This is a genomic window from Novosphingobium sp. PhB57, from assembly GCF_004342985.1.
Lineage (GTDB): Bacteria > Pseudomonadota > Alphaproteobacteria > Sphingomonadales > Sphingomonadaceae > Novosphingobium.
The window spans coordinates 403,838-424,665 of sequence record NZ_SMBO01000005.1 but is presented as its reverse complement, the minus strand read 5'-3'; the positions used below and the strand labels follow the sequence as shown (position 1 = coordinate 424,665).

At 68.3% G+C, this 20,828-nt stretch carries 17 protein-coding genes; 6 read left to right on the top strand and 11 right to left on the bottom strand.

Annotated elements, in window-relative coordinates; genetic code table 11:
- Window positions 1-128: 128 nt before the first annotated feature.
- Window positions 129-569, top strand: a complete 441-nt coding sequence (locus EDF58_RS17170) for a hypothetical protein (protein ID WP_132267744.1) — start codon at window positions 129-131, stop codon at window positions 567-569.
- Window positions 570-695: 126 nt separating this feature from the next.
- The gene (locus EDF58_RS17165) at window positions 696-1,499 is read left to right on the top strand and encodes a hypothetical protein (protein WP_132267743.1); all 804 of its coding nucleotides are present in this window, start codon (window positions 696-698) and stop codon (window positions 1,497-1,499) included.
- A 106-nt stretch (window positions 1,500-1,605) separates the two neighbouring features.
- Here EDF58_RS17165 and EDF58_RS17160 read toward each other — a convergent pair whose 3' ends face one another.
- The 9 genes from EDF58_RS17160 to EDF58_RS17120 form a co-directional block, all read right to left on the bottom strand.
- Window positions 1,606-3,789 (bottom strand): AAA family ATPase, encoded by a 2,184-nt coding sequence (locus EDF58_RS17160; RefSeq protein WP_132267741.1) that lies wholly within the window; start codon window positions 3,787-3,789, stop codon window positions 1,606-1,608.
- Window positions 3,790-4,129: 340 nt separating this feature from the next.
- Window positions 4,130-5,164, bottom strand: coding sequence for a hypothetical protein (locus tag EDF58_RS17155; RefSeq protein WP_132267739.1), 1,035 nt, complete (start codon window positions 5,162-5,164; stop codon window positions 4,130-4,132).
- Window positions 5,165-5,305: 141 nt separating this feature from the next.
- Complete coding sequence (locus tag EDF58_RS17150; RefSeq protein ID WP_132267738.1) at window positions 5,306-6,649, bottom strand: O-antigen ligase family protein; 1,344 nt, start codon at window positions 6,647-6,649, stop codon at window positions 5,306-5,308.
- Window positions 6,650-6,721: 72 nt separating this feature from the next.
- On the bottom strand, window positions 6,722-7,930 hold the full coding sequence (locus EDF58_RS17145; RefSeq protein WP_132267736.1) for a glycosyltransferase family 4 protein: 1,209 nt from the start codon (window positions 7,928-7,930) through the stop codon (window positions 6,722-6,724).
- Window positions 7,927-9,120 carry a glycosyltransferase gene (locus EDF58_RS17140; RefSeq protein WP_132267734.1) on the bottom strand — a complete coding sequence of 398 codons (1,194 nt, stop codon included), beginning with the start codon at window positions 9,118-9,120 and terminating at the stop codon, window positions 7,927-7,929. Before EDF58_RS17140 ends, EDF58_RS17145 begins: the two co-directional genes overlap by 4 nt.
- Window positions 9,121-9,416: 296 nt before the next feature.
- Window positions 9,417-11,114, bottom strand: coding sequence for an arylsulfatase (locus tag EDF58_RS17135; RefSeq protein ID WP_243654327.1), 1,698 nt, complete (start codon window positions 11,112-11,114; stop codon window positions 9,417-9,419).
- Between the two features lie 81 nt (window positions 11,115-11,195).
- Entirely contained in the window at window positions 11,196-12,149 is a 954-nt protein-coding gene (locus EDF58_RS17130) for a TauD/TfdA family dioxygenase (protein ID WP_132267732.1), read from the bottom strand.
- A 62-nt stretch (window positions 12,150-12,211) separates the two neighbouring features.
- Window positions 12,212-13,603: an MFS transporter gene (locus EDF58_RS17125; RefSeq protein WP_132267730.1), complete on the bottom strand. Its 1,392-nt coding sequence runs from the start codon at window positions 13,601-13,603 to the stop codon at window positions 12,212-12,214.
- Between the two features lie 28 nt (window positions 13,604-13,631).
- Window positions 13,632-16,049 carry a TonB-dependent receptor gene (locus tag EDF58_RS17120; RefSeq protein ID WP_132267729.1) on the bottom strand — a complete coding sequence of 806 codons (2,418 nt, stop codon included), beginning with the start codon at window positions 16,047-16,049 and terminating at the stop codon, window positions 13,632-13,634.
- 743 nt (window positions 16,050-16,792) lie between these two features.
- On the opposite strand from EDF58_RS17120, the gene EDF58_RS17115 reads away from it, so the two are divergent.
- The 3 genes from EDF58_RS17115 (at window position 16,793) to EDF58_RS26380 (ending at window position 18,817) form a co-directional block, all read left to right on the top strand.
- The gene (locus EDF58_RS17115) at window positions 16,793-17,587 is read left to right on the top strand and encodes an SDR family oxidoreductase (RefSeq protein WP_132267727.1); all 795 of its coding nucleotides are present in this window, start codon (window positions 16,793-16,795) and stop codon (window positions 17,585-17,587) included.
- A gap of 175 nt (window positions 17,588-17,762) precedes the next feature.
- A complete protein-coding gene (locus tag EDF58_RS17110) occupies window positions 17,763-18,116 on the top strand; it encodes a hypothetical protein (RefSeq protein WP_132267725.1) in 354 nt (117 codons plus the stop codon).
- 41 nt (window positions 18,117-18,157) lie between these two features.
- Complete coding sequence (locus EDF58_RS26380; RefSeq protein WP_243654326.1) at window positions 18,158-18,817, top strand: homogentisate 1,2-dioxygenase; 660 nt, start codon at window positions 18,158-18,160, stop codon at window positions 18,815-18,817.
- On the opposite strand, the gene EDF58_RS17100 is transcribed toward EDF58_RS26380, so the two are convergent.
- Window positions 18,814-19,203 (bottom strand): LysR family transcriptional regulator, encoded by a 390-nt coding sequence (locus EDF58_RS17100; protein WP_132267723.1) that lies wholly within the window; start codon window positions 19,201-19,203, stop codon window positions 18,814-18,816. The genes EDF58_RS26380 and EDF58_RS17100 overlap by 4 nt on opposite strands.
- A 247-nt stretch (window positions 19,204-19,450) precedes the next feature.
- On the opposite strand from EDF58_RS17100, the gene EDF58_RS17095 reads away from it, so the two are divergent.
- The gene (locus EDF58_RS17095; protein WP_132267721.1) at window positions 19,451-20,107 is read left to right on the top strand and encodes a YitT family protein; all 657 of its coding nucleotides are present in this window, start codon (window positions 19,451-19,453) and stop codon (window positions 20,105-20,107) included.
- Between the two features lie 25 nt (window positions 20,108-20,132).
- On the opposite strand, the gene EDF58_RS17090 is transcribed toward EDF58_RS17095, so the two are convergent.
- A complete protein-coding gene (locus EDF58_RS17090; RefSeq protein ID WP_132267720.1) occupies window positions 20,133-20,819 on the bottom strand; it encodes a response regulator transcription factor in 687 nt (228 codons plus the stop codon).
- Window positions 20,820-20,828: the final 9 nt, after the last annotated feature.

Sequence of the window (20,828 nt, the reverse complement as noted above, 5' to 3'; positions counted from 1 at the left end):
CGCTTTCGGACTTTTCGATCCTTGGCTTCTCAATTCGTTAGGCATTGCTATGTAGGCTGCCGCTGTCCGGGTGCGCGATGCCCGGACGCGCGAATGGGGCAGCGAAGCAGCGACATGGACCTGGCCGGATGATCGAACGCGGCGGCGCGAAAGCATGGGCCGGCGGCAAGCCGGCCGTTCCGGCGCTGACGGTGGCCGTCGGCAGCCTCTCGGTGCGCGCCGCGGGCCCTGCCGGTCTGCTGGGTCTCGATCTGGCCGGAACGGTGGAGGAAGACGATGTCCTGCCCTCCTGGGGCCACGAGGGCGCCGAAGTCGCGCTTTGCGTGAATCCCGCAGGCACGGCCTTTCTGGAAGGCGTGCTGGGCCAGGGCCGCATCTATGCGGACCGCATCGAAGTGGACATCGTGCTGCCGGCCGGCGAGGCGGAAGCGCTGGCGTCCCGGCTCGCCCAGCCCGCCCCATCCCGCGCCCGCCCATCCCACGACCGCCCATCCCGCCACCGCCTGCGCCTGACCGCGCAGCCGATCACCGAAACCCTGCTGCGCATCACCGGCTTCGAGATCTGCTGATTCCGCGCGCTCCGGGCGCAAAAGAGGTAGCAGGCCACTCGCAATAGCCGCGCCCCGGCCAGGCCGAGCGGCTATCCTGATCCGGTGCGGATAGGCGAGGAACCGGGGCATGGGCGGGACGACTCTGTGAAGACGGCGGTCGACCGCCTGCTGAAACCCCTGGGCCTTCAGGCGCGGCCGGACGATCCCGGACCCTATTGGCCCCGGCGCCGCACCGACCGGATCCACCACCCCTTCCTGTTCCTGCTGACACCGCCGGGCGCGGGCACGACCGCGATCGCGCGCCATGTGGCCGATCGCGCCGATGTCGGCGGTCTTCACTCCAGCTTCGAAGGGCAGCGCCTGGTGCGCGGGCTGATGGACGCGGACCAGTGGCTCGACCGCAAGTTCGTGGACTACGAAGCGGTGCTCGGGGCCTGGAACGCACGCATCGCCGAAGCCGAGCGGAGCCGCGGCCGGGCGTTCTTCCTGGAAAAGAGCCCGCCCAACCTCGTCCGCTACGAAACGCTGTTCGGTCATTTCAGCGACTACCGCGTCGCCGTGTGCAACCGCGCGCCGCTGACCAATATCGACGCCCAGCTCAAGCGCTATGCCCTGCCGGCCTATCGCGGCGTCCCGCGCGACCGTGTGGTGCGCGACCTGGCGCGGACGTGGATCTGGAGAAGCGGCCTGCTGCGCACCGCGATCGAGCGGCACGGCTATCCGCTGGTCACTTACGAACGCTTCCGCCGCGATCCCGATGCGATCCTGTCGGCGTTCGGGCTGGAAGTCGGCCCGCCCGCATCGACGGCAACCGAAGAGCATCGCAGCGCTTCGTCGCAGGTCCTCATGCTGTCGACCGGGGAGCGGCGGATCGTGGCCGAAACGGTGGCCGAAGCGCCGGACCTGCTGGCATTCTTCGGCTACGAGGCCGAACGCCCAGCTGATTAGAGGGTCCGCCGATTAAAGGGTCCGCTGACCAAGGAGCCAATGCGGCCCCGTCGCCCCCGATCCGGTCGGCCTGATCCGGCAGGGACGACGGGAATTCCGCGCCTGCTCAGCTGGTGCCGCGCGCGTAGTAATATTGATAATAGGCCATTTCCTCGCCCAGCACGGCCGAGGAGCGCGTGTCCACCTGGGTGAGCAGCAGGCCGTAGATATTGGCGCCGGCGCGGTCGAGTTCGCGCAGGGCAGTCTTCAGCACGTTGCGCTGGGTGGAGCGCCAGCGCAGGATCATCAGGGTGACGTCCGCCATGGCCGCCAGCGCGCGGGCCTCGGCCACCGGGATGACCGGCGCGATGTCCAGCACGACAAGGTCGTATTCCTGTCGGAACCGGTCGAACAGGGTGGCGGTGGCGTCCGAGTGGATGATGTCCAGCGGCGTTTCGGCCGTGGAATTCAGCGGGAGGACATGCGCGCCCGAGGGTTCGTCCAGCACCAGCACGTCTTCCACCCGCGCCTCGCCGGTCAGCACTTCGGCCAGGCCGGGGCGGCCGCGCAGGCCCAGCGCGATGGTGGTGCCCATGCGGCGCACGTCGCAGTCGATCAGCAGGGTGCGGCGGCCGGCCATGGCGGCGGAGCGAGCCAGGGCGATGGCGGTGCTGGTCTTGCCCTCTCCGGGGATCGAAGAGGTGACCCCCACCGAGCGGGCGACCTGCCCCTTGTGCCCGATCTTCAGCGCCGTCCAGATCGCGCGCACCGATTCCGCGAAGGGCGAATCCCGGTGGCTCACCAGGAAGTCCGGCACGCCCAGGGCGTCGTCCTTGCGGAAGTCGGGTTCGTCCATGGTGGCGATGTCGGGCAGGCTGCTGACCACTTCGTAGCCGGTCAGCTCTTCGGCTTCGGCGCGGGTGCGGATGCCGCGTTCGCGCCATTCCAGGGCCAGCGCCAGCAGGACCGCGGCGATCACGCCGGCAATGCCGCCGCCCAGCATGTAGACCAGCAGGTCGGGCGAGGAGGGCTTGGTGGGCACCTGGGCGCGGGCGATGACTTGCGCCTTGCTCTTTTCGGTGCCGCGCGTGGCCAGTTCCACGCGGTAGCGGTCGAGGAAGGTCTGGTAGAGCTGGCGCGAACTTTCGGCCACGCGCTCCAGTTCGTTGAGGCGCACGGAGGCGTTGTTGCCCGCGAGCAGGCGGCCCTTGGCGCCGCCGATGGCGGATTGCAGGGCGCCCACGCGCTGGCTGTCCACGCCCACGTCGGAGCTGACGCCCGAGGCGGCACGGGCCACTTCGCGGCGCAGCGCCTGGCGGGCAGTGGCGAGCTGGGCTTCGGTCCTGACGCGATCGGGGTGGTTCGGCCCGAGCGTGGAGGACTGCTCGGCCAGCTTGACCTCCAGCGTCGAGACTTCGGTGCGCAAGTCGCGGATCACCGGGCTGTTGTTGACGGCGGTGCCGTTCTCGCCCGCATTGGCCCTGGCGCGGCCCTGGGAAGCGGCGAGTTCGGCCTTGGCCGAGGCCAGTTCGGTGTTGAGCGTGGAAAGCTCCTGCTGCGCGATCGTGCTGTCGTTGCTGACGGCCACGAGATCGGCGCTGGCGCGGTAGGAGGCGACGGCGGCCTCGGCCTTGATCACGTCTCCGCGCAGCTGGTCGAGCCGGCTGCGCAGCATGTTGATGTCCTGGCTGCGCGCGCTCTGCTCGCCTTGCACCTGGCCGCTGACGTAAGCGTCGGCCACGGTGTTGGCGACCATCGCGGAGACCTTGGGATCGCGCGAGCGGTAGCCGAGGTTGATCGCGTAGGACAGCCCCTGGCGGCCGACCGTGAGGTTGGAGCGCAGAATATTGGCGGCGGCGGCCTCGGTCAGGGGGCCGGGGGCGTTGGGCGCCGAGGCGGCCAGGAACGCGGGATTGGTGTTGAGCCGCGCGTTGTGCACGGCGGCCGCCGCCACTTCGGGCGAGAGCAGGACCTGCACTTCGGTGTCCACCGCCGGGGAATCGACGATGGTATCCTTGTTGGTCTGCGCCGTGCGGACCAGTTGCTGGTCGCCCCGGTCCAGCGCCAGCACGACGCTGGCGTCGTATTTCTTGACCGCGAAGAGATAGGCCGTGGCCGTGGCCGCCAGCACCGCGAGAATGGCGATGAGCATGGCCCACTTGTGCCGCCAGGCCAGCGTTGCCAGCCAGGACAGGTCGATGAGCTTGCCCCCGTCGGGGCCAGACCCGGAGGCGGAAGCAGCGCTGCCTGGGGCGGGGTCGGTCAACCCCACCCTGCGCGCTACGGAGGGATCCAGCTTGTTGGGAGCCACGTGCAAGTCGCCTACCTCTCGAGAATCGAGGAAATTCGCGGACTTATTCTGCGAGCCTTTGCCATTGGAAATCCATGAGAAACAGGTAGTAATTCGAAATCTCAGGCACCACTACCTCGTGCGAGTGGAGCCGGCGCCCGGGCCGGGCGCCGGGCCTTTCGCGCTTGTGCAAGTGGCTTGGGGGCTGCCTGCATGGATGCCGGCGCCGCGCCGGACCGCCTGGCCTGGGGCGCCAGGGCGGCTATGCGCGCAAGGAGCGCCAGCGGACCTTGGGCCGCCAGCCTTCGAAAACAGCCCGCCGACCGGCGCTCCGGCCGGTTCGACGGGCCTGTTCGGTCGGTCAGATCGCCATCCGCTGGTCGATCGTCACCTTGGAGCCGGAAAAGCTGCCGGATGCGCTCAGAACCTGGCCCGGCTTGGCGATCAGGCGGCGGATATGCAGGTTGACCACGCCGTCCTCGGCGCGGAACAGGGGCACGTTGGGGTCTCCCGAGGCGATCAGCACGTCGATGGTGATCGTGCGGGTCACGCCCTTGCTGCCCTTGCCGATGATGCCGACGAAGCGGTTGGTGCCCAGTTCGATCAGGCCGTGGCTCTGGTTGGTCCAGGCCTTGATGCCCTGGCGACAGCCGGAGAGGTAGACGTTGTCCGCCCGCACATTGCCCTTGATGTCCAGGCAGGCATCGCTGGCGTTGATCACGCGGCCATTGGTGATCGTGCCGGAATAGCCGCCCTCGGTCGAGATGCCGTCCACGTTCTGGTAATAGCTTCCTGAATTCATGAATAGATTCTGGAAGTCGAAGTTGTTGATTTCAAAGGTTCCGACGTCATCCGCGTCCTTGCCCTTGAGGGCGATGGCGGCCCAGGCGTCGTCGCTGTTGATGGCCGGATGGGCCTTGTCGCCGATCCAGACGAGGTCGTGGAAGCTCGCCTTGCCGATGCCGTTGCTGACGTTGACGAGGCCGAGGCCGAGGGTGGCGTCGGCGCGCGCCTCGGTGTCGGAAACGCGCTGGACCTGCAGGTCCTGTACATTGCTGCCGCGCATGAGCGGGCCGTAGCGCTGGGACTTGATGTCCCGCATCACGAAGCCGCTGGCGTCCTTGCCGTTGACCAGGATGTTGCCGTCCACGACGCAGAGCTTCGAGATTCCGGGCGTGGTGGCGGTCATGCGCAAGGTCGAGGCGGCCTTGCAGGCGGCGCTGCTGACTTGCGGGGCGGCGATGGACGGCATGGTGAAAGTGGTGGCGGCGGTAGTGGCGGTTGCCTGGGCCATGGCCAGCGGCGAGGCGGTCAGGCTGCTGAGTGCGGCGGGCGCACCCCCGTTGGATGGGCCCATCGCCAGCATCGGCAGGACGAGGCCAAGTGTTCGAAACATGTGCTTCCCCAAGGACTTAGGCGCTTGATCGCGTTTTATTGACAGGACCATGACGAATAGTCTCATCCGTATGGCTTAGTTCTTTTGGGCTACTTGCCCAGGCGAACTTGAAGCACAACTGGCGGGGCGGGCGAAATGTCCTCAAACGGGGCGGAGCGCTGCGGGATTTGCGACGGACCGTTTCGCAGCGCGGCCCTGAAGGTTGGCGTGAACCGTGAAACCGCAGAGCAGGCCGTAGAACAGCAGGCCCTCGATCATCCAGAACGGCATCGTCGCCATGTTGAGCAGGAAGAACCCGAGATGCGCCATCACCAGCGTGAACCGCGCGGGTGTGCGCGCCGTGGCGGCCAGGAACACCATCCAGCTCCAGAGCAGCAGCATGGCCGCCACCCCCAGGACGCCCAGCTCGTAAAGCGTGGAGACCAGGGTGTTATGGGCATAATAGCGATAGCGGCCTTCCCAGGCATTGGCGCCGAAGCCCAGCATGTGCTGGCGCGGCGTGCCGGCATCCCAGGCGGTGATGTACTGGCTCCAGAGCAGCAGGCGGCCCGAGAGGACCTGGGTGTCGGCGCGGCTGAAGTCGGCCGGGGCCTTCATGATGATGGCCGGGTTGTCCCACACGGTCTTGACCGCATCGAAGCGGTCCCCGGCGACGATCGGTACGATCGGCACGGCCGAGAGCACCAGCAGCCAGCCCAGGATGCCGGCGATCGGCCTCTGGCTGGGGCGGACCCCGCCCACGATCGCGGCGATGAACAGGCCCAGCATCAGCGGTCCGGCGGTGATGATGGCGGTGCGGTAGTTGGCGGCCAGGATCCCGCCCAGGCAGACGACGGCGATCCCCAGCTTGTAGAGCGCGCGCAGCCGCGGGTTGAGGATCGCGGTGAGCAGCCCCGTCAGGAGGATGATCGAGAAGCTGGCCTCGTGGTTGTAGCCGCCGATGTAGGACGTGGAGCCATCGCTTTCGGTGGCCTTGGCGATGCCCAGCACGATGCTGAAGCCCTGGAGCATCAGGGGAAGCAGGAACGTGAACAGCAGCCGCAGCAGCACTTTGCCTGCGCCGTCGATCACGAAGGCGTCGTAGGCGGTGAGGGCGATGATCGCGAGATAGGCGTATTTCACCAGGCTCTCGACCGAGCCGGAAATCTCGCCGTTAAGCACGGCGCTCATGGCGATCACCATGAGCAGCGGCGCGATCGGCGCCAGGATCAGCGGCACGGCGCGGCTGCGCAGGAGCAGCAGCGCGCCCACGCCCACCAGCACCACCGAGGCCAGCGCGTTCCAGCTCAGTCCCGCCGGGCTGGAGGAAAAGGCGAAGCGCGGCATCGCGGACATCGCCAGGCGCATCGCGAAAGCCACGATCAGGAACCGCGCCGAAGCGCGCACCTGCAGGCACAGCACCACCACGAGCACGCAGTAGAGCATCATCGTGGGCAGGAGCAGGAAGATCGGGATGGGCGGGCTGCCCGATGTCAGTGCCAGCATGGCGTGCTCCGGTCGCGGTCTAGGGGCGCTTCGGCCGTGGCGCCGGTCCGCGCCGGGATCGGCGGGAGGGCCTCAGCTTGCAGGGGTAAGGGCATGGCTGAGCCACTTGCGGGTCTTGAGCTTGCGGTAGGCGGCGGCCGTGCGCCGGGCCACTTCGTCCCAGTCGAGCAATGTTTCGGGCAGGGTATCGGGCAATGTCTCGGGCTGGCGATCGCCCGTGCTTTCCCCGTCCTGCGGGCCGGTTTGCGGCCGGTCTTCCGCGCCGAGACGCGCGGCGAGGGCGTTGACATCCCCGACCGGGAAGTAGCGGTCGGCGGGCAGGCCGAGGTCGAGGTTGGGCTGGATGTCGCTGAGCAGGACCGGGCAGCCGCAGGCCAGCGCCTCCAGCGCGGCGATGGGCAGGCCTTCATGGAAGGAGGGCAGCACGAAAAGCGCGGTATTGCGCAGCAGCACGCCCAGCCGGGGGCGCGGCACCATGCCCAGGAAGCGGATGCGCGGCTCCGCCATGGCGAGCAGGTCCTGCGCATAGCGATCGTCCTTGCGGCCCGCCCCGGCGATCACCAGGATGCGCCCATCCCTGCCAGAACCGTCCCTGCCGAGACCGTCTCCGCTGCGGCGGAAGGCCTCCACCAGGTAGTGGATGCCCTTTTCCGGCACCAGCCGCGCCACGCAGAGGACATAGTCCTGCGCGCGCAGGTCCAGTTCGGCCAGCACGTCCTCGTCGCTCTGGGGCGAGGGGGGCATCGTGCTGACGCCGTTGGGAATGAACTCCACGCGCTCGGCCCGCGCCGGGTAGCGCTCGCGCATGCGGGCGGCGAGCGAGGGCGAGACGCAGACCACGCGGTCGGCCGACTGCACGCCCAGCCACTCGCCCAGCTTGAGCATGAGCTTGGCGCCGCGGCCCCATTTCTCGCGGTCGTAGTCGGCGCCGTGGTGAGTCAGCAGCACGCGCAGGCCGAGCAGGCGGGCGAAAGGCGCCAGCAGCGCCGGGCCGACCGCGTGGATATGCACGGCGTCGGCGCCGTGAAGGCGCGCGTGGACGATGCCCACGAACGTCGAGACAAGCGCCTCGCTGATGCGGCCGGTGGGGGAATAGAGCGGCTTCAGCGCGACGTGGCGGAAACTGGTGATCGCCGGATCGACATAGGGCGCGCGGCAGCAGACCTCGATCTCGATCTCGGGCTCCATGGCGGCGATGCGGGGCAGGAGTTCCTCGCAGTGGGTTTCCACCCCGCCCATGACGCCGGGGATGCCGCGCAGGCCGGTAACGCAGACTTTCATGGCCGCACCGCCTGTGCCTGCCTTGCGGCAGGCGCCGGGGCGGCCTCCATCAGCGCCGTCCGGAACCGCTCGACCGCGCTTTCCACCGAGAAGGCGGCGGCGCGCCGGGCGGCCGCGGCCGACAGCTCCGCGTGGCGCGGCCCCATCATCTCGGCCATGCAGCGCGCCATGGCGGCATGATCGTCGGGCGCCACGAGAGCGCCGCCATGGCCCATGACCGAACGCGCGCCGTCCAGCTCGACCTCCAGGATTTCCGCCGGTCCCGAAGGGCAGTCGGTGGCGACGACGGGCAGGCCGACCGCCATGGCCTCCATCATGGCATTGGGAAAACCTTCGGCATAGGACGTGAGCAGGTAGCAACCCGCCCGCGCCAGCACCGCGTAGGGATTGGCGAGGAAGCCCGGGAAATGCACGCGATCGGCCAGGCCCAGCCCGGCCGCCAGCCGGATCAGGTCTTCCCGCAAGGGGCCTTCGCCCAGCACGATCAGGTTGCCGGATCCCGCTTCGGCCCCCGCCCCCGTTGCCGTCCCTATTTCCGCCAACGCGCGGATGGCCATGGCGGTGTTCTTGTTGTCCACCAGCCGGCCCATCGTCACGAAGTCCCGCGCGGTGACCGGGATGGCCGGTTCCTGCGCGGCCAGCGCGTGGATATGCGCGGTGTCCACCGGGTTGTAGATCACCGAGATGCGCTGCGGCTCCACGTCGAAGTCGCTCTCCAGCGTGCGGGCGACGCCTTCGGAGACAGCGATGATGCGCCGGGCGGTAGGGTAGGTGTTGCGGATCAGGAGGCGGCTGAGGAAGGCGAGACGGCCGCTCCGGAGGTGGGCGGTGGTGTTTACCCGCTCGCTGATGATCGCCGCGCCGCCGGTGCGGCGCATGGCGACGATCGCGGCGACATTGGCGCGTGAGAGGAACGAGAGCGTCACGTCCGGCCGCAGCCGCCGCACCAGCTTGCGGGTCTGGGTGATGCTGCGCAGCAGCCCGCCGCGCGCGTCGAGGCGCTCCACCGCGACGCCGGCGGGCAGGCGGTAGGCCTCTTCCGCCTCGTTATCGAGCAGGGCGACGGTGATGGCGATTTCGTCCGGGCGGCGGCTGAGCTGGTCCACCAGGGTGGTGAACACGCGCTCTGCCCCGCCGCCGGCGAGCGAATTGATGACGAAGAGCGCGCGAAGCGGCGATTCAGAACGCATGCGACCTCTCGTGGCTTTGAGCAGGTGCAGCGTAGCCAGCGCATGGCGCGGGAGCGATTCAACAAAAGGGCCAGCGCGTGGCCCATCGGGGGTATGGCGCGGCACCCATATTGCCGGGCGCGGCCCGTTGAAAAGCCTGATCTTTCTCGTTGGCCGCCGGGGAGCCGGGGCAAGTCTCTCCCGCCCCCGCGCCGGGGATCGCTTCGCCGCGCGCGTCACGGTGAGGGGGGAGAGCAGGAGAGGGAGCGCGCAGGAGGGGACGGCGATCCGTCCCGCCCCCTCCTGCGCGGGGCGGCTCAGGGGCGGTAGAGCGCCTCGGTGGGCAGGATCACGCCATTGGCCTTGGCATAATCGTCCCAGGCGGCCGTCAGTTCGCGCAGCTTGTCCGGGTTTGCGGCGGAGAGGTCGCGGGTTTCGCCGGGGTCGCGGGCGATGTCGAAGAGCCGCCACTGGCCGTCGCCGATGTCGGTCACTTTCCAGTCGCCCTTGCGCAAGGCGCGGCTGCCGAACAGTTCGGTGCCCAGCGGCTCGTCGGCGGCGTAGACCGCGGCGGCCTTGCCCTCCAGCCAGGGACGCGCGCTCTTGCCGGTGATCGGCAGGACGGTGCGGCCCTGGAACGTGGTGCCGGCGGCGGGCACGCCCGCATAGTCGAGCAGGGTCGGCGCGATGTCGGCCACGCTGACATAGGCGCTGCCTACGCCCCGCGCGTGGGCCAGCCCCCTGGCATGGACGAAGGCCACGGTGCGGGTGCCGCCTTCCGAGGCATAGGCCTTGGTCAGCCACGAGGGCGCGGTGCCGGCCTGCGCCCATTCCGGGCCGTACGTGATGTAGGAGTTCGCCTTGCCGCGATTGGCGAAGCTGTTGTCCGCCTCGGCAACCCGGCTGCCGAGCATTTTCGCGCCGGTCGTGCGATAATCGAGGCCCTCCGCGCCGTTGTCGGCCAGGAACACGATCACGGTATTGTCGAGTTCGCCGCTGGCGCGCAGTTCCTCGATCACGCGGCCGACATTGCGGTCCATGCGCTCGACCATGGCGGCATAGATCTCCATGTCGCGTGCGGCTTCGCGCTTGTCGGCCGCCGACAGCGAATCCCAGCCGCCGCGCGGGGCGCGCACGCTGTGCGCGGCCGTACCCTTGGCCAGGATCCCGAGCTGCTCCTGCCGGGCGAGGCGGCGGCTGCGGATCTCGTCGAAGCCCAGGTCGTACTTGCCGCTCTGGCGCGCGACGTCTTCGGCGGGCGCCTGGAGCGGCCAGTGCGGCGCGGTGAAGGCGAGATAGGCGAAGAACGGCTTGTCGGGGCTCTCGCGGCGGCTCTGCTGCAGTTCCGCGATCAGGTTCGTGGCATAGGCATCCGACGAGTAGAAATCCTTGTCGAGCGAGGCCAGGACCTTGCCGTCGCGGGTATAGGTCGCGCCCTTGCCGGGTTCGGCGGACTGGTCGCGGCCATAGTGGTTGGCGCCGCCCTGCAGCAGCGCGAAGCTGTGCTGGAAGCCGCGCGCATGGGGATCGAGGTCCGGGGTCAGGCCCAGGTGCCACTTGCCCGAAAGCAGCGTGCGATAGCCGCCCGCGGACAGGCGCTCGGCCAGGCTGGCGACATCGCGGCTGAGATAGCCTTCATAGCCGGGCTTGCCCTTCTGGTTGGGGGCGGTGAGTTCCGCCATGCTGCCCAGCCCGGCGCGGTGGTTGTCCGTGCCAGACAGCAGCATCGAGCGCGTGGGCGAGCAAGTGGGCGCGGTGTGGAAGCCCGTCAGCCGCAGCCCGTCCAGCGCCAGCCGGTCGAGGTTGGGGGTGGCGATCTCGCTGCCGAAGGCGCCGACATCGGAAAAGCCGAGGTCGTCGGCGATGATGACCAGGAAGTTCGGGCGGGCTTGCGCGGGAACCTGGCCCGCAGGACCGGACGGCGCCGGAGCGGTTTGCGCCATCGCCGGGGTTACGGTGGTGGCGAGCAGGGCTGCGCCGAAAGCGGCGGCGAAAGCGAAACGCTTGGATTTCATCGATATGTCCTTGGAAAAATCCCGCGCCGCGGCGGAAGCGCGCGGCGCGGGCAGTCAACGGCCCGTACAGGGTGTGAGGGATCAGGCCGGTTCGTAAGTGGTGGCCTTTTCCTTCCGGGTCGTGCGGCTCTGGCGTCCGTCGATGGCGACCGGCACCGTGCCGGCGATCGTCGCGCGGCGCAGGGTGCGGCGCTGGAGGCCGAAGTCGGCCACGGCGCGGTGCTGGGTCGCCTGGTTGTCCCAGAACGCCACGTCGCCCGGCTGCCAGCGCCAGCGCACGACGTTCTCGGGACGCGTGATGTGTTCCTGAAGGATCGAGAAGATCCGCGCCGAATCCGCCTGGTTCAGCCCGGCGATGCGCTTCACGAAATGGCCGAGCAGCAGGCTGCGCTGGCCCGAGACCGGATGGACGCGAACCAGCGGGTGCTCGGTCTCGTAGACGGTCGAGGCGAAGATGTTCTTCTGGAACTGCGTGCGATTCTGGGCGGCCTCGTCATCCTTCGGCGCATTGCCCAGCACGGCGGCATAGTCGTAGTCGTTCGAGTGGACCGCCCAGAGCGTGTTCACCAGCTGGCGCAGGCTTTCCGGCAGGCCTTCGTAGGCAGTCTCGGTATTGGCCCAGACGGTGTCCCCGCCCGCTTCGGGAATGGTGATCGCGCGCAGGATCGAGCCGGCCGGATAGGCATCGGTGAAGGTCACGTCGGTATGCCAGCTGGAGGCGGCGTAGCCTTCCTTGCTGTCGAGTTCGAGCAGGTAGCGCGATCCTTCGGCCACCGGCACGGTCGGGTGAGCGACCGGCTCGCCGAACAGCGAGGCGAAAGCCTCGTGGCGCTGGTCGTCCAGTTCGTGCTGGCCGCGGAAGAAGATCACCTTGTGGCGGACGAGCGCGTCCTTGATGGCCTGCACGGTCGGGCCGTCGAGATCGCCGGAGAGCGTCACGCCCCGGATCTCGGCGCCGATGGTGCCGGTGATCGGCGCCACGTCGAGCGGGGAGGCGGGATCCTTGGCATTGGCGTAAGTGGCAATCGAAGTCATGGCAGTTACTCCTTCTTCGTGAAAACGGGGAACGGGCTTCGTGAAAACAGGGGTCGGGAAGGTCATTCGGCAGGGACGGCGGCGGCGGCGTAGACGTCCTCGCGCGCCTGGATCTGGCGGCGGATTTCGGCGTGGCGGCCGGCGTCGAGCGGGAAGCCCGCCACCAGCGCGGCGGCCAGGGTGTGGGCCAGCGCCGGGCCGAGCGCGAAGACCAGCAGCAGGGCATCGAGCGCCTGGGGCGTGTTGGCGGCGGCCTTGGGGTCGAAGCCGAAGGCCGTGACCAGCGGCAGGGCGATCCCGAAAGCCAAGGCGCCGCCCAGCTTCATCGAGACGCTGAACACCGAATAGTAGAGCCCCACGCGGTCCTCGCCGGTCTCGGCGCGGTGGAGGTCGGCCACGTCTGCCACCATCGAGCGCAGCATGAGGTTGCCCGAGCCTTGCGAGAGGCCCTGCGCCACGGCGAGCGCCATCATCAGGCCGAAACGGTCGGGCGTGAGGAAGACGAGGCCGAAGTTGATGGCCGCCTGGGTCAGCTCCGCCAGCACGGCGGCGCGGCTCTTGCCGAGGCGCAGGCCGATGCGGCGCCAGATCGGCCCGGCCAGCACGCCGAAGGAGTACTGGAGCAGGAAGAACCCGGCGGCCCATTCCGGGCGCTGGAAATAGATGGTGACGATGAACAGCAGCAGCGCGGTACGCACGCCCTGTCCGGCCGTGACCGCGGCGTCCGCGGCCAGGACGCGCAGCAGCAGGGGATTGCCGAAGACCGCCTTCAGCGTCTTGCGCAGCACGAATGGTTCCGCGCCCGAAGGCGCGCTGTGGTCGGGCACGGCGGTCAGTGTGAGCAGCAGGCCGGGCACGGCGGTGACCAGCACCAGGGTGCCGAACAGGGTCAGGCGCAGCGGGCCGTCGTCCGGCCGGAACTGGTCGGCCAGGGCGGGCAGCAGCAGGGTCAGCACCAGCGCCGCGGAGGACAGCAGCGTGAACTGCGAGGCGATCCGCGTGCGCTGGTCGTAGTCGCCGCTGATCTCGCCGGACCAGGCCAGCAAGGTGGTCTGGGTGGCGGAGGCCCCGGTGTAATAGCAGAGCACGCCGATCCCCACCCAGGTGAGGCTGGCGCCCTCGGGCGGGAAGAACAGCATGGTGCTGCCCACGATGAACAGCAGCCCGCCGGCCGCGATCCACGGCCGCCTGCGCCCGAAACGGCTGACGGTACGGTCGCTCAGCGCGCCGATCACCGGGTCCAGCAGCGAGTTCACCACCTGGCCGATCAGGTAGACCAGCCCCAGCCCCGCCAGCGGAATGGCATAGTGACGCGAGAGGATGGCCGGCACGAAGGCCATGACCGGCTGCGCGGCGGCGTAGATCGGCACGGACATGGCGGTGAAGCGCAGGAGGCGCCAGCCATCAAGTCGTTCCTGTCGTGGCGGCGATGAAGGAAATCTCTCGTGGATCATGGCTGGCGCCTCCTGGTTGGGAGCGGGATCAGAGCTTGGTGCGAAGGGTGGCGCCGAACGTGCGCGGTTCGCCCAGCTGGGCAGTGACCGCGCCGGTGTTGGCGGCGCTGAGGCTGACGTAGTAGTTCTTGTCGAACAGGTTCTTGGCCCAGATCGAGAAGTCCCAGAGGCCGTCGTCCGTCCTCAGTCCGATGCGGCCGTTGGCCAGGCCGAAGCCGGGGATCTGCGCCCAGGCCGAGTTCGAGGCCGACGTGTTGAAATTGCTGCGGTAGGCGTAGTCGGCATGGGCATAGAGCCCCAGTTCCTTGCCGCCGAGATCGCCGAGCGCGGTGCTGAAGTCCGCGCCGATGGTCCAGGCGAACTTGGGCACGCCGGGCAGGCGCTCGCCGGAAAGGTCCTGGATCGCGCCCTGGTTCTGCCGTTCGAAGGCCTGCGGGGCGTTCTTGTAAGTGATGTAAGTGGCGTCGGTATAAGTCGCCGAGGCGTTGAAGCTGAGGTTGTCAGTGGCCGCCACCGCCAGTTCGCCTTCCAGGCCGCGCGAACGGACCTTGGGAATGTTCGAGATATATTGGCGGCCCACCACGGCGCCCACCGGCAGGTCGGTGATGGTGGTCTGGTAGTCGCTGATCTCGGTCCAGAACGCGGCGGCGTTGAAGGTGGCGCGGCGATCGAGGAACTGGGACTTGAAGCCCAGTTCGAAGGCGTCGACTTTCTCCGGCTTCACGTCGGGATCGACGCCGGCAGGCAGGACGGACAAGTTGAGCCCGCCCGACTTGTTGCCGCGCGAATAGGTCCCGTAGACGTTGATGTCCGGCGCGACCTTCCAGTTCAGCGTGACCAGGCCGGAAAGGCTGTTGTTGGTGAAGCTGGTGGCATAGCTGGTCACCGGGTTGAACTGGGTGCGGATGGCGTTGATCGCCGCCTGCTGCGCGGCGGTGAAGCCGGAGATGTCGGCACCGTCGACCCAGTACTGGGCGTAGGCGCCTTCCTTCTTCTCATGCGTGAAGCGCAGGCCGGTGGTGAGCGTCAGGGCATCGTTGATGTGCCAGTCGGTCTGGCCGAAGACGGCGATGGTCTTGGTTTCCGGGATGGAGGTGGAATTGGATTCGAAACCGTCCAGCGCCGCATTGGCGATCGTCTGGTTGGCGGCCGGCAGGTTCCACAGGGCCGCGGCCGGGCCATAGCGCGAGGCGCCGTAGCCGCGCACGATCTGCCAGAAGTAATAGGCGCCGATCACATAGTCGAAGCTGCCGCCGCCCTTGGAGGCCAGGCGGATTTCCTGGCTGAACTGGCGCTGGCGGTTGGCCTGCTGGGCCTTGGTGACGATCGGCAGCGAAGTGCTGTCCCCGTCGTTGGCGGGGTTCCAGTCCCACCAGCGATAGGCGGTGATCGCGGTCAGCGCGGCATTGCCGAGGTTCCAGTTGACCTCGCCCGAAACGCCGTAGCCGGCCATGTTGGACTGGTAGTGGCTGTCCGCCTCGCCCACGCGGTCGAAGGCGTCGAAGCTGGGCAGGGTATAGCCGGGGAACCGCGCGGCGCGCTGTGCCCAGTTGTTGGCGATGGTGGTACCGTCCGTGTACGTGGTGTGCAGGCCGGCGAAGACGTTGAGGACGTGGTTCTGCTTCTGCTTGGCATAGTCGCCGATGATGCGGACTTCGAAGTCCGGGTCGGGCGTGAACAGCAGTTGCCCGCGGATGGACTTGTTCAGGTAGTCCTGCGCGCGGCGGTTGGTGGTCTTGTTCCAGAGGAACCCGTCGTTCTCGCTGATCGCACCCGAAAGGCGCACCGCCAGCAGGTCCTTGAAGATCCCTGCAGAGCCGGAGGCGCGGAACTGATAGAAGCCGTAATTGCCGATGCTCGCCTCGGCCGTGAGTTCGGGATCGAACGTCGGTTTCCGGGAAGTGACGTTGATCACGCCCGAGGTCGTGTTCTTGCCGAACAGCGTGCCCTGGGGGCCGCGCAGCACTTCGATGCCCTGAAGGTCGACAAGGTCGAACTGCGCCAGGCCGACGCGGCCGTAGTAGACATTGTCGATGTAGAAGCCGACGCCGTTCTCCAGCCCGTCGTTGGTGAGCGAGATGTTGGAGCCGAGGCCGCGAATGTTGATGTTGGTGTTGCGCGCGTTGTAGGTGATGACCTGAAGGCTGGGCACCTGCTGCGAAATGGAGCCGAGCGTATAGTCTCCGCGCTTTTCCAGGGTGGCGGCGCTGATCACGCTGATGGCGACCGGCACCTCCTGCACGTTCTCGTCGCGGCGGCGCGATGCGGTGACGACGATGGCCTCGCCGCTGTTCGCCTCTGCTGCGGTATCGAGAGCGGCGGCTTCAGGCGCGGCGCTGGCGGGCGCCGTCTCCGCTGCTCCGGATTCGTTGGCGAAAGCCGGTGCGGCCAGCAGCGAAACCGTGAGCGCAAGCGGACTGGTGGCGGTGACGAAACTGCGAAACATTCAACTGGATCCCTGTTGTCATGAGTGCGCGCCGATCTGTCGTCGGGCGTGAATTTCTGCGGATTTGAAGCGGTTGGGTTCGCGGCAGGCGGCCATGCCCGGGTCGGCCCGTGTTCAGGGCGCCAGAGGACGGCCGGAGCCTGCGTCGAGGCCCGGAAAAACCGGATCGGGGACGCACGATCCCTCCACGCGGAACCGCATGGTTCCGGCGCCGGGCGCGTGGGTCTGCTGTGAAGGACGCGGGTTTCCGGGGGCCGCCGTGGTCGGCTGGTCCTGTGAATTCCCGCTGGTCAGCCCGTGATGCGCGTCAGGCGCGCGGGGTCATGGCCGTTGCGCGTCAGCCGCGCGGAGTCATGGTCTGCATCGTATCACCTCATCGTTGGCGTGAGGGGAACACGACGCCTGGCGCTGTCGCCTGAGCATCGCGCGCTTTAGCGGTTGGTAACGCGGAGCAAGCTGCTTCCCATCAAATGCCGCGGACCAAGAAACCCTGGATATGCACGATCGGCCTAGTCATCCGATGCCGTGCGGTGTGCTTGTCTAGTTATTTGGTTGAGAAAGGAGGGTCAAGCGCAAGGTTTTCTATTGCGGCCAATGGCAGGGATTTCGGGGCGAGGCGTTTTCGGGGCTCTATCCTCGCGGATTCAACGGTTTGCAGCGGCTTTGCGCCACGTCCACGGGCGCACCCTTACCCCGCAAGGAGAGGGCTGGTTCCGAAAGAGCCGCGATTGTAACGGAGGATCATGACGTCTTTTTCCCATTCCCCCGGCGCTGCGCCTGCGAGTCCCGGCCTTTCCCGAGCCTTCCCGCTGGAAGGGCGCTCGGCCCTCGTGACCGGCGCCGGCGGCGGTTTCGGGCGTGAGATCGCGCTTGGCCTGTCGCGGGCGGGGGCGCGCGTCGTGCTGCACGGCCGGGCCATCGCGACGCTCGAAAGCCTGCGGCAGGAGATCGCCGATGCCGGCGGCGCGGCGGCAACCGCAGCTTTCGACCTGGCGGATGGCGATGCCGCCCGCGCCGCGCTGGAGGGGTTGGGGAGAATCGACGTTCTCGTCAACAATGCCGGTCGCCGCGACCGCAGGCCGATGGAGGCGCTTGACCGCGACGCCGTGCGGATGATGCTGGAGGTCAACCTCGTCGCGCCTTTCGACCTGGCCCGCCTGCTGGCGCCGGGCATGGGCGCGGGCGGGCGGATCATCAACATCACCTCCATCGCCGGGCAGATCGCCCGCTCCGGCGACGCCGCCTATACCATGGCCAAGGGCGGGCTGGACGCCATGACGCGCGCGCTGGCGGCGGAACTCGGTCCGCGCGGCATCACCGTCAATGCCGTGGCGCCCGGCTATTTCGCCACGGAGGCCAATGCGGCCATGGTCGCCGACCCCGAAGTGGCCGCGCACCTTGCCCGCCGCACCTCGCTCGGCCGCTGGGGGCGGCCCGAGGAAGTGGTGGGGCCGGTGGTTTTCCTGGCCTCGGATGCCGCCAGTTACGTCACCGGGCAGGTGCTCGGTGTGGACGGCGGCTATCTGGCGCATTTCTGAGCGGCATTCGGTGCGGTCTGACACCCGCTGCGAAACTTGCGGTTCGTGCGACTGCCTGAAACGATTGCCGGGCTGGGGTCTGCGGCCGGATCCGACGCCGACGCGGCCTGGCCATTAAAGCAAAACCCTTGGTTTATCGCGGGCTTCCGCCCTCTCCGCCGCGCGCGAAGCCTTAATGAAGCCCCGTTTCGGCATTGAGGAAAGTGCAAGGGTTCGCGCAGATTGCCCGGCGATCCGCCACGGAAAAATGCCGGAATTGCGTGCGAGTTGCGCGGAACGCAACAGCAGGTTTCATTTCCTCATTTGCCGAAATCCCGATTCTCATCCAGATAGGACGGGCCTTTCAGGCATCCTCTCCCAAAAACTTTCCAAGGGCTGGTCTTCGGACCGGCCTTTTTTTTGTCCGTTTTCCGCGCGCCGTGATTCGCGAAAACAGCCGGGCGGCAACCGCCAGGCGCGGCCGGGCGTTGTGGATTTTTCGGCCTGTCGCACGCCGCGCGATCGGCTATATCGCTCGGCGCAGAGTTGAGGGCGATTATGAAAAGCAGTTGCGAAAGAGGTGTTTGCACGATGATCCGGCACTACCTGCCTTATGGACCGGCGCTGATGCTCGCCATGATCGCGCCGCTGAACATGGCTTCGGCGCAGGCGACCGCCCCGACCCCCACGGAACAGGTCACGCCGGACCGCTTCCCCATGCAATCGCCGGTCGGAGCGCCCACGGCGCCTTCCAGCTCTCCGGCACCGGAGCGCGTGCCCACGCCGATGGCCTGTTCGTCGGACCCGGTGGACCTGCCGCCCGAAATGGCCAGCTGGAACAAGCGCAAGCCGCTGCTGGCCGCGCGTGACACCCGCTCGCTCTCCGGTGCGAAGCTGGAACTGGGCAAGGCGGTGGAAGGCGGCCTGCGTCCTACCAGCGAGATGCGCTATGCCCAGCGTCCCGAAAAGCCGGGCGGTTCGGTCAGCTTCGGCGGGCTCTATACGTTCGGCGTCAAGGATCCCGGTAGCTACCGCGTGGCGCTGGGGTCGGCCGCCTGGATCGACGTGGTGAAGGCCGGGGCGAAAGTGGGCGACGGTACTGTCATGACCTCGACCGCGCACGGCCATGGACCGGACTGCTCGGGGATCCGCAAGATGGTGGACTTCACGCTCCAGCCCGGCACGTACCTGATCCAGGTTTCCGGCAATGCCGCCTCGCGCCTGCCGCTGCTGGTGACGCGGCTGCCCTAAGCCGCGCCGTCACCCTTGGGCGGCAGCGGCAGGCTGCGCAAGGCGCGTTCCAGCGCGGCATATTCCTCGGACCCGTCCAACGCGGCCATGCGCGACTGCAGGCCGCGAAACTGCGCGAGCACCGTGCGTCCGGTCTCCGTGATCCGCGCCCCGCGCTCGTGGCTGCCGCCCGCCACCGCCTCGACCAGAGGTTCGCTCCAGCACCGGTTCATTGCATCGACGAGCAGCCAGGCGCGGCGATAGCTCATGCCCATGGCCCGCGCCGCGGCCGAGATCGAGCCTTCCCGCTCGATCGACTCCAGCAGATCGGCCTTGCCCGGCCCCATGGCAATCTCTTCCCCGCAATAGAGGCGGGCCTGCAGCTTGAGTCGGGGCTTGTCGGACATGCTCTGTCGGTGCTGGGGGTTGGAGGCCGCAGGCTAGCGCAAGCATGCCCCCGCCGCGAGCGCGAATGTGTCCCGGCCATTTCGCAGGTGCGAAACAATCGGCGTTTCAACGGCCCTCCGGCGCTCCCGTTCCTTGCGCCGAAGGCCATGGAAAAGTGCGAATATTCCCGGGTTTCGACAAGCCTCGACAGCGCCTTCGCAAGTGCATAAACGGCGCGCGAATCATCCGGAGACAACCCCTTTCGCCATGAACGCCATCCGCCACGGACGCATCGAGGATATCTACGCAATCGCGGTGGGCAGCCTGCTCATCGGGCTGGGGCTGACGATCCTCCATTCGGCGGGACTGGTGACGGGCGGCATGGCGGGGCTGGCCCTGCTGGTCGGGCATTTCGCGCCGCTGCCGCCGGGCCTGCTGTTCGCGGCGCTCAACGTGCCTTTCCTGTTCCTGGCGCTGCGGGCCATGGGTTCGCTGTTCACCTTGCGCACGATTGCCGCGAGCGGCGGCATCGCCCTGGCCTCGGTGCTGTCCGAACATGCCCTGACGATCGAGGTGAAGGACCCCTTCGCCGCCGCGGTGGGCGCGGGCACGCTGCTGGGCATGGGGACGCTGGCCGTGGTGCGCCACGGGGCGGGCGTGGGCGGCGTGGGCATCGTCACCGTCTGGCTGCAGCAGCGGCGCGGCTGGAACATCGGGCGCAGCCAGATCCTCATCGACTTCGCGATCCTGGCGGCCTCCTCGGCCTTCCTGCCGCTCGACAAGCTGATGTGGTCCGCCACGAGCGCCATCGGCATGGGCGTGGTGACCGCGCTCTGGCTGCGGCCGGGACGCTATGCAGGCTTTTCGCCCTTGCGCGCGGCCCGGCTTCGCGGGCAGGCCGAGGCCCTTCGCGAAGCGGCGTGACGCCGGACGCCCGGCGCGCCCGGCGCTATTCCAGCCCAACCAGGCGATAGCCCACGCCGGGTTCGTTGCGGAGCATCGTCGGCCGCGCGGGGTCGTCCTCCAGCTTGCGGCGCACGCCGCGCGCGGCGACGCGCAAGTATTCGACATCGCTTTCGTGCCCCGGCCCCCAGACTGCGCGCAGCAACTGGGCATGGGTGATGACGCGCCCCGGATGGCAGGCCAGCTCCGAGAGGAAGCCGTATTCCTTGGGCGTCAGGTGGACTTCCGCTCCGCCCTTGCGGACCGTGCGGGCAAGCAGGTCGATCTCCACGTCGCCCCGCCGCACGGGGCCGTCCTGCGTCGGCGCGGGCAGGCGGTGGCGCAGGGCAGTGCGGATGCGCGCGAGCACTTCATCGCTGTCGAACGGCTTGGAAACGTAATCGTCCGCGCCGAGATCCAGCGCGGCGACCTTCTGGTCCGTGGCATCGCGCGCGGAAATGACGATGATCGCGGCCTGCAGCTTGATCGCGGGGATCAGTTCCAGCCCGTCGCGGTCCGGCAGGCCCAGGTCCAGCAGCACGACTTCCGGCTTGTCTATGGCCATGGCGTTCAGCGCCTCGCGCGCGTTGGCGGCCTCGACCACGGCATAGCCTGCGCGGGCCAGGCCGGCGCGCAGGAGGCGGCGGATCGCGGGTTCGTCATCGACGACGAGGATGGTCACGTTGGGTTTCATAGGGGGGGC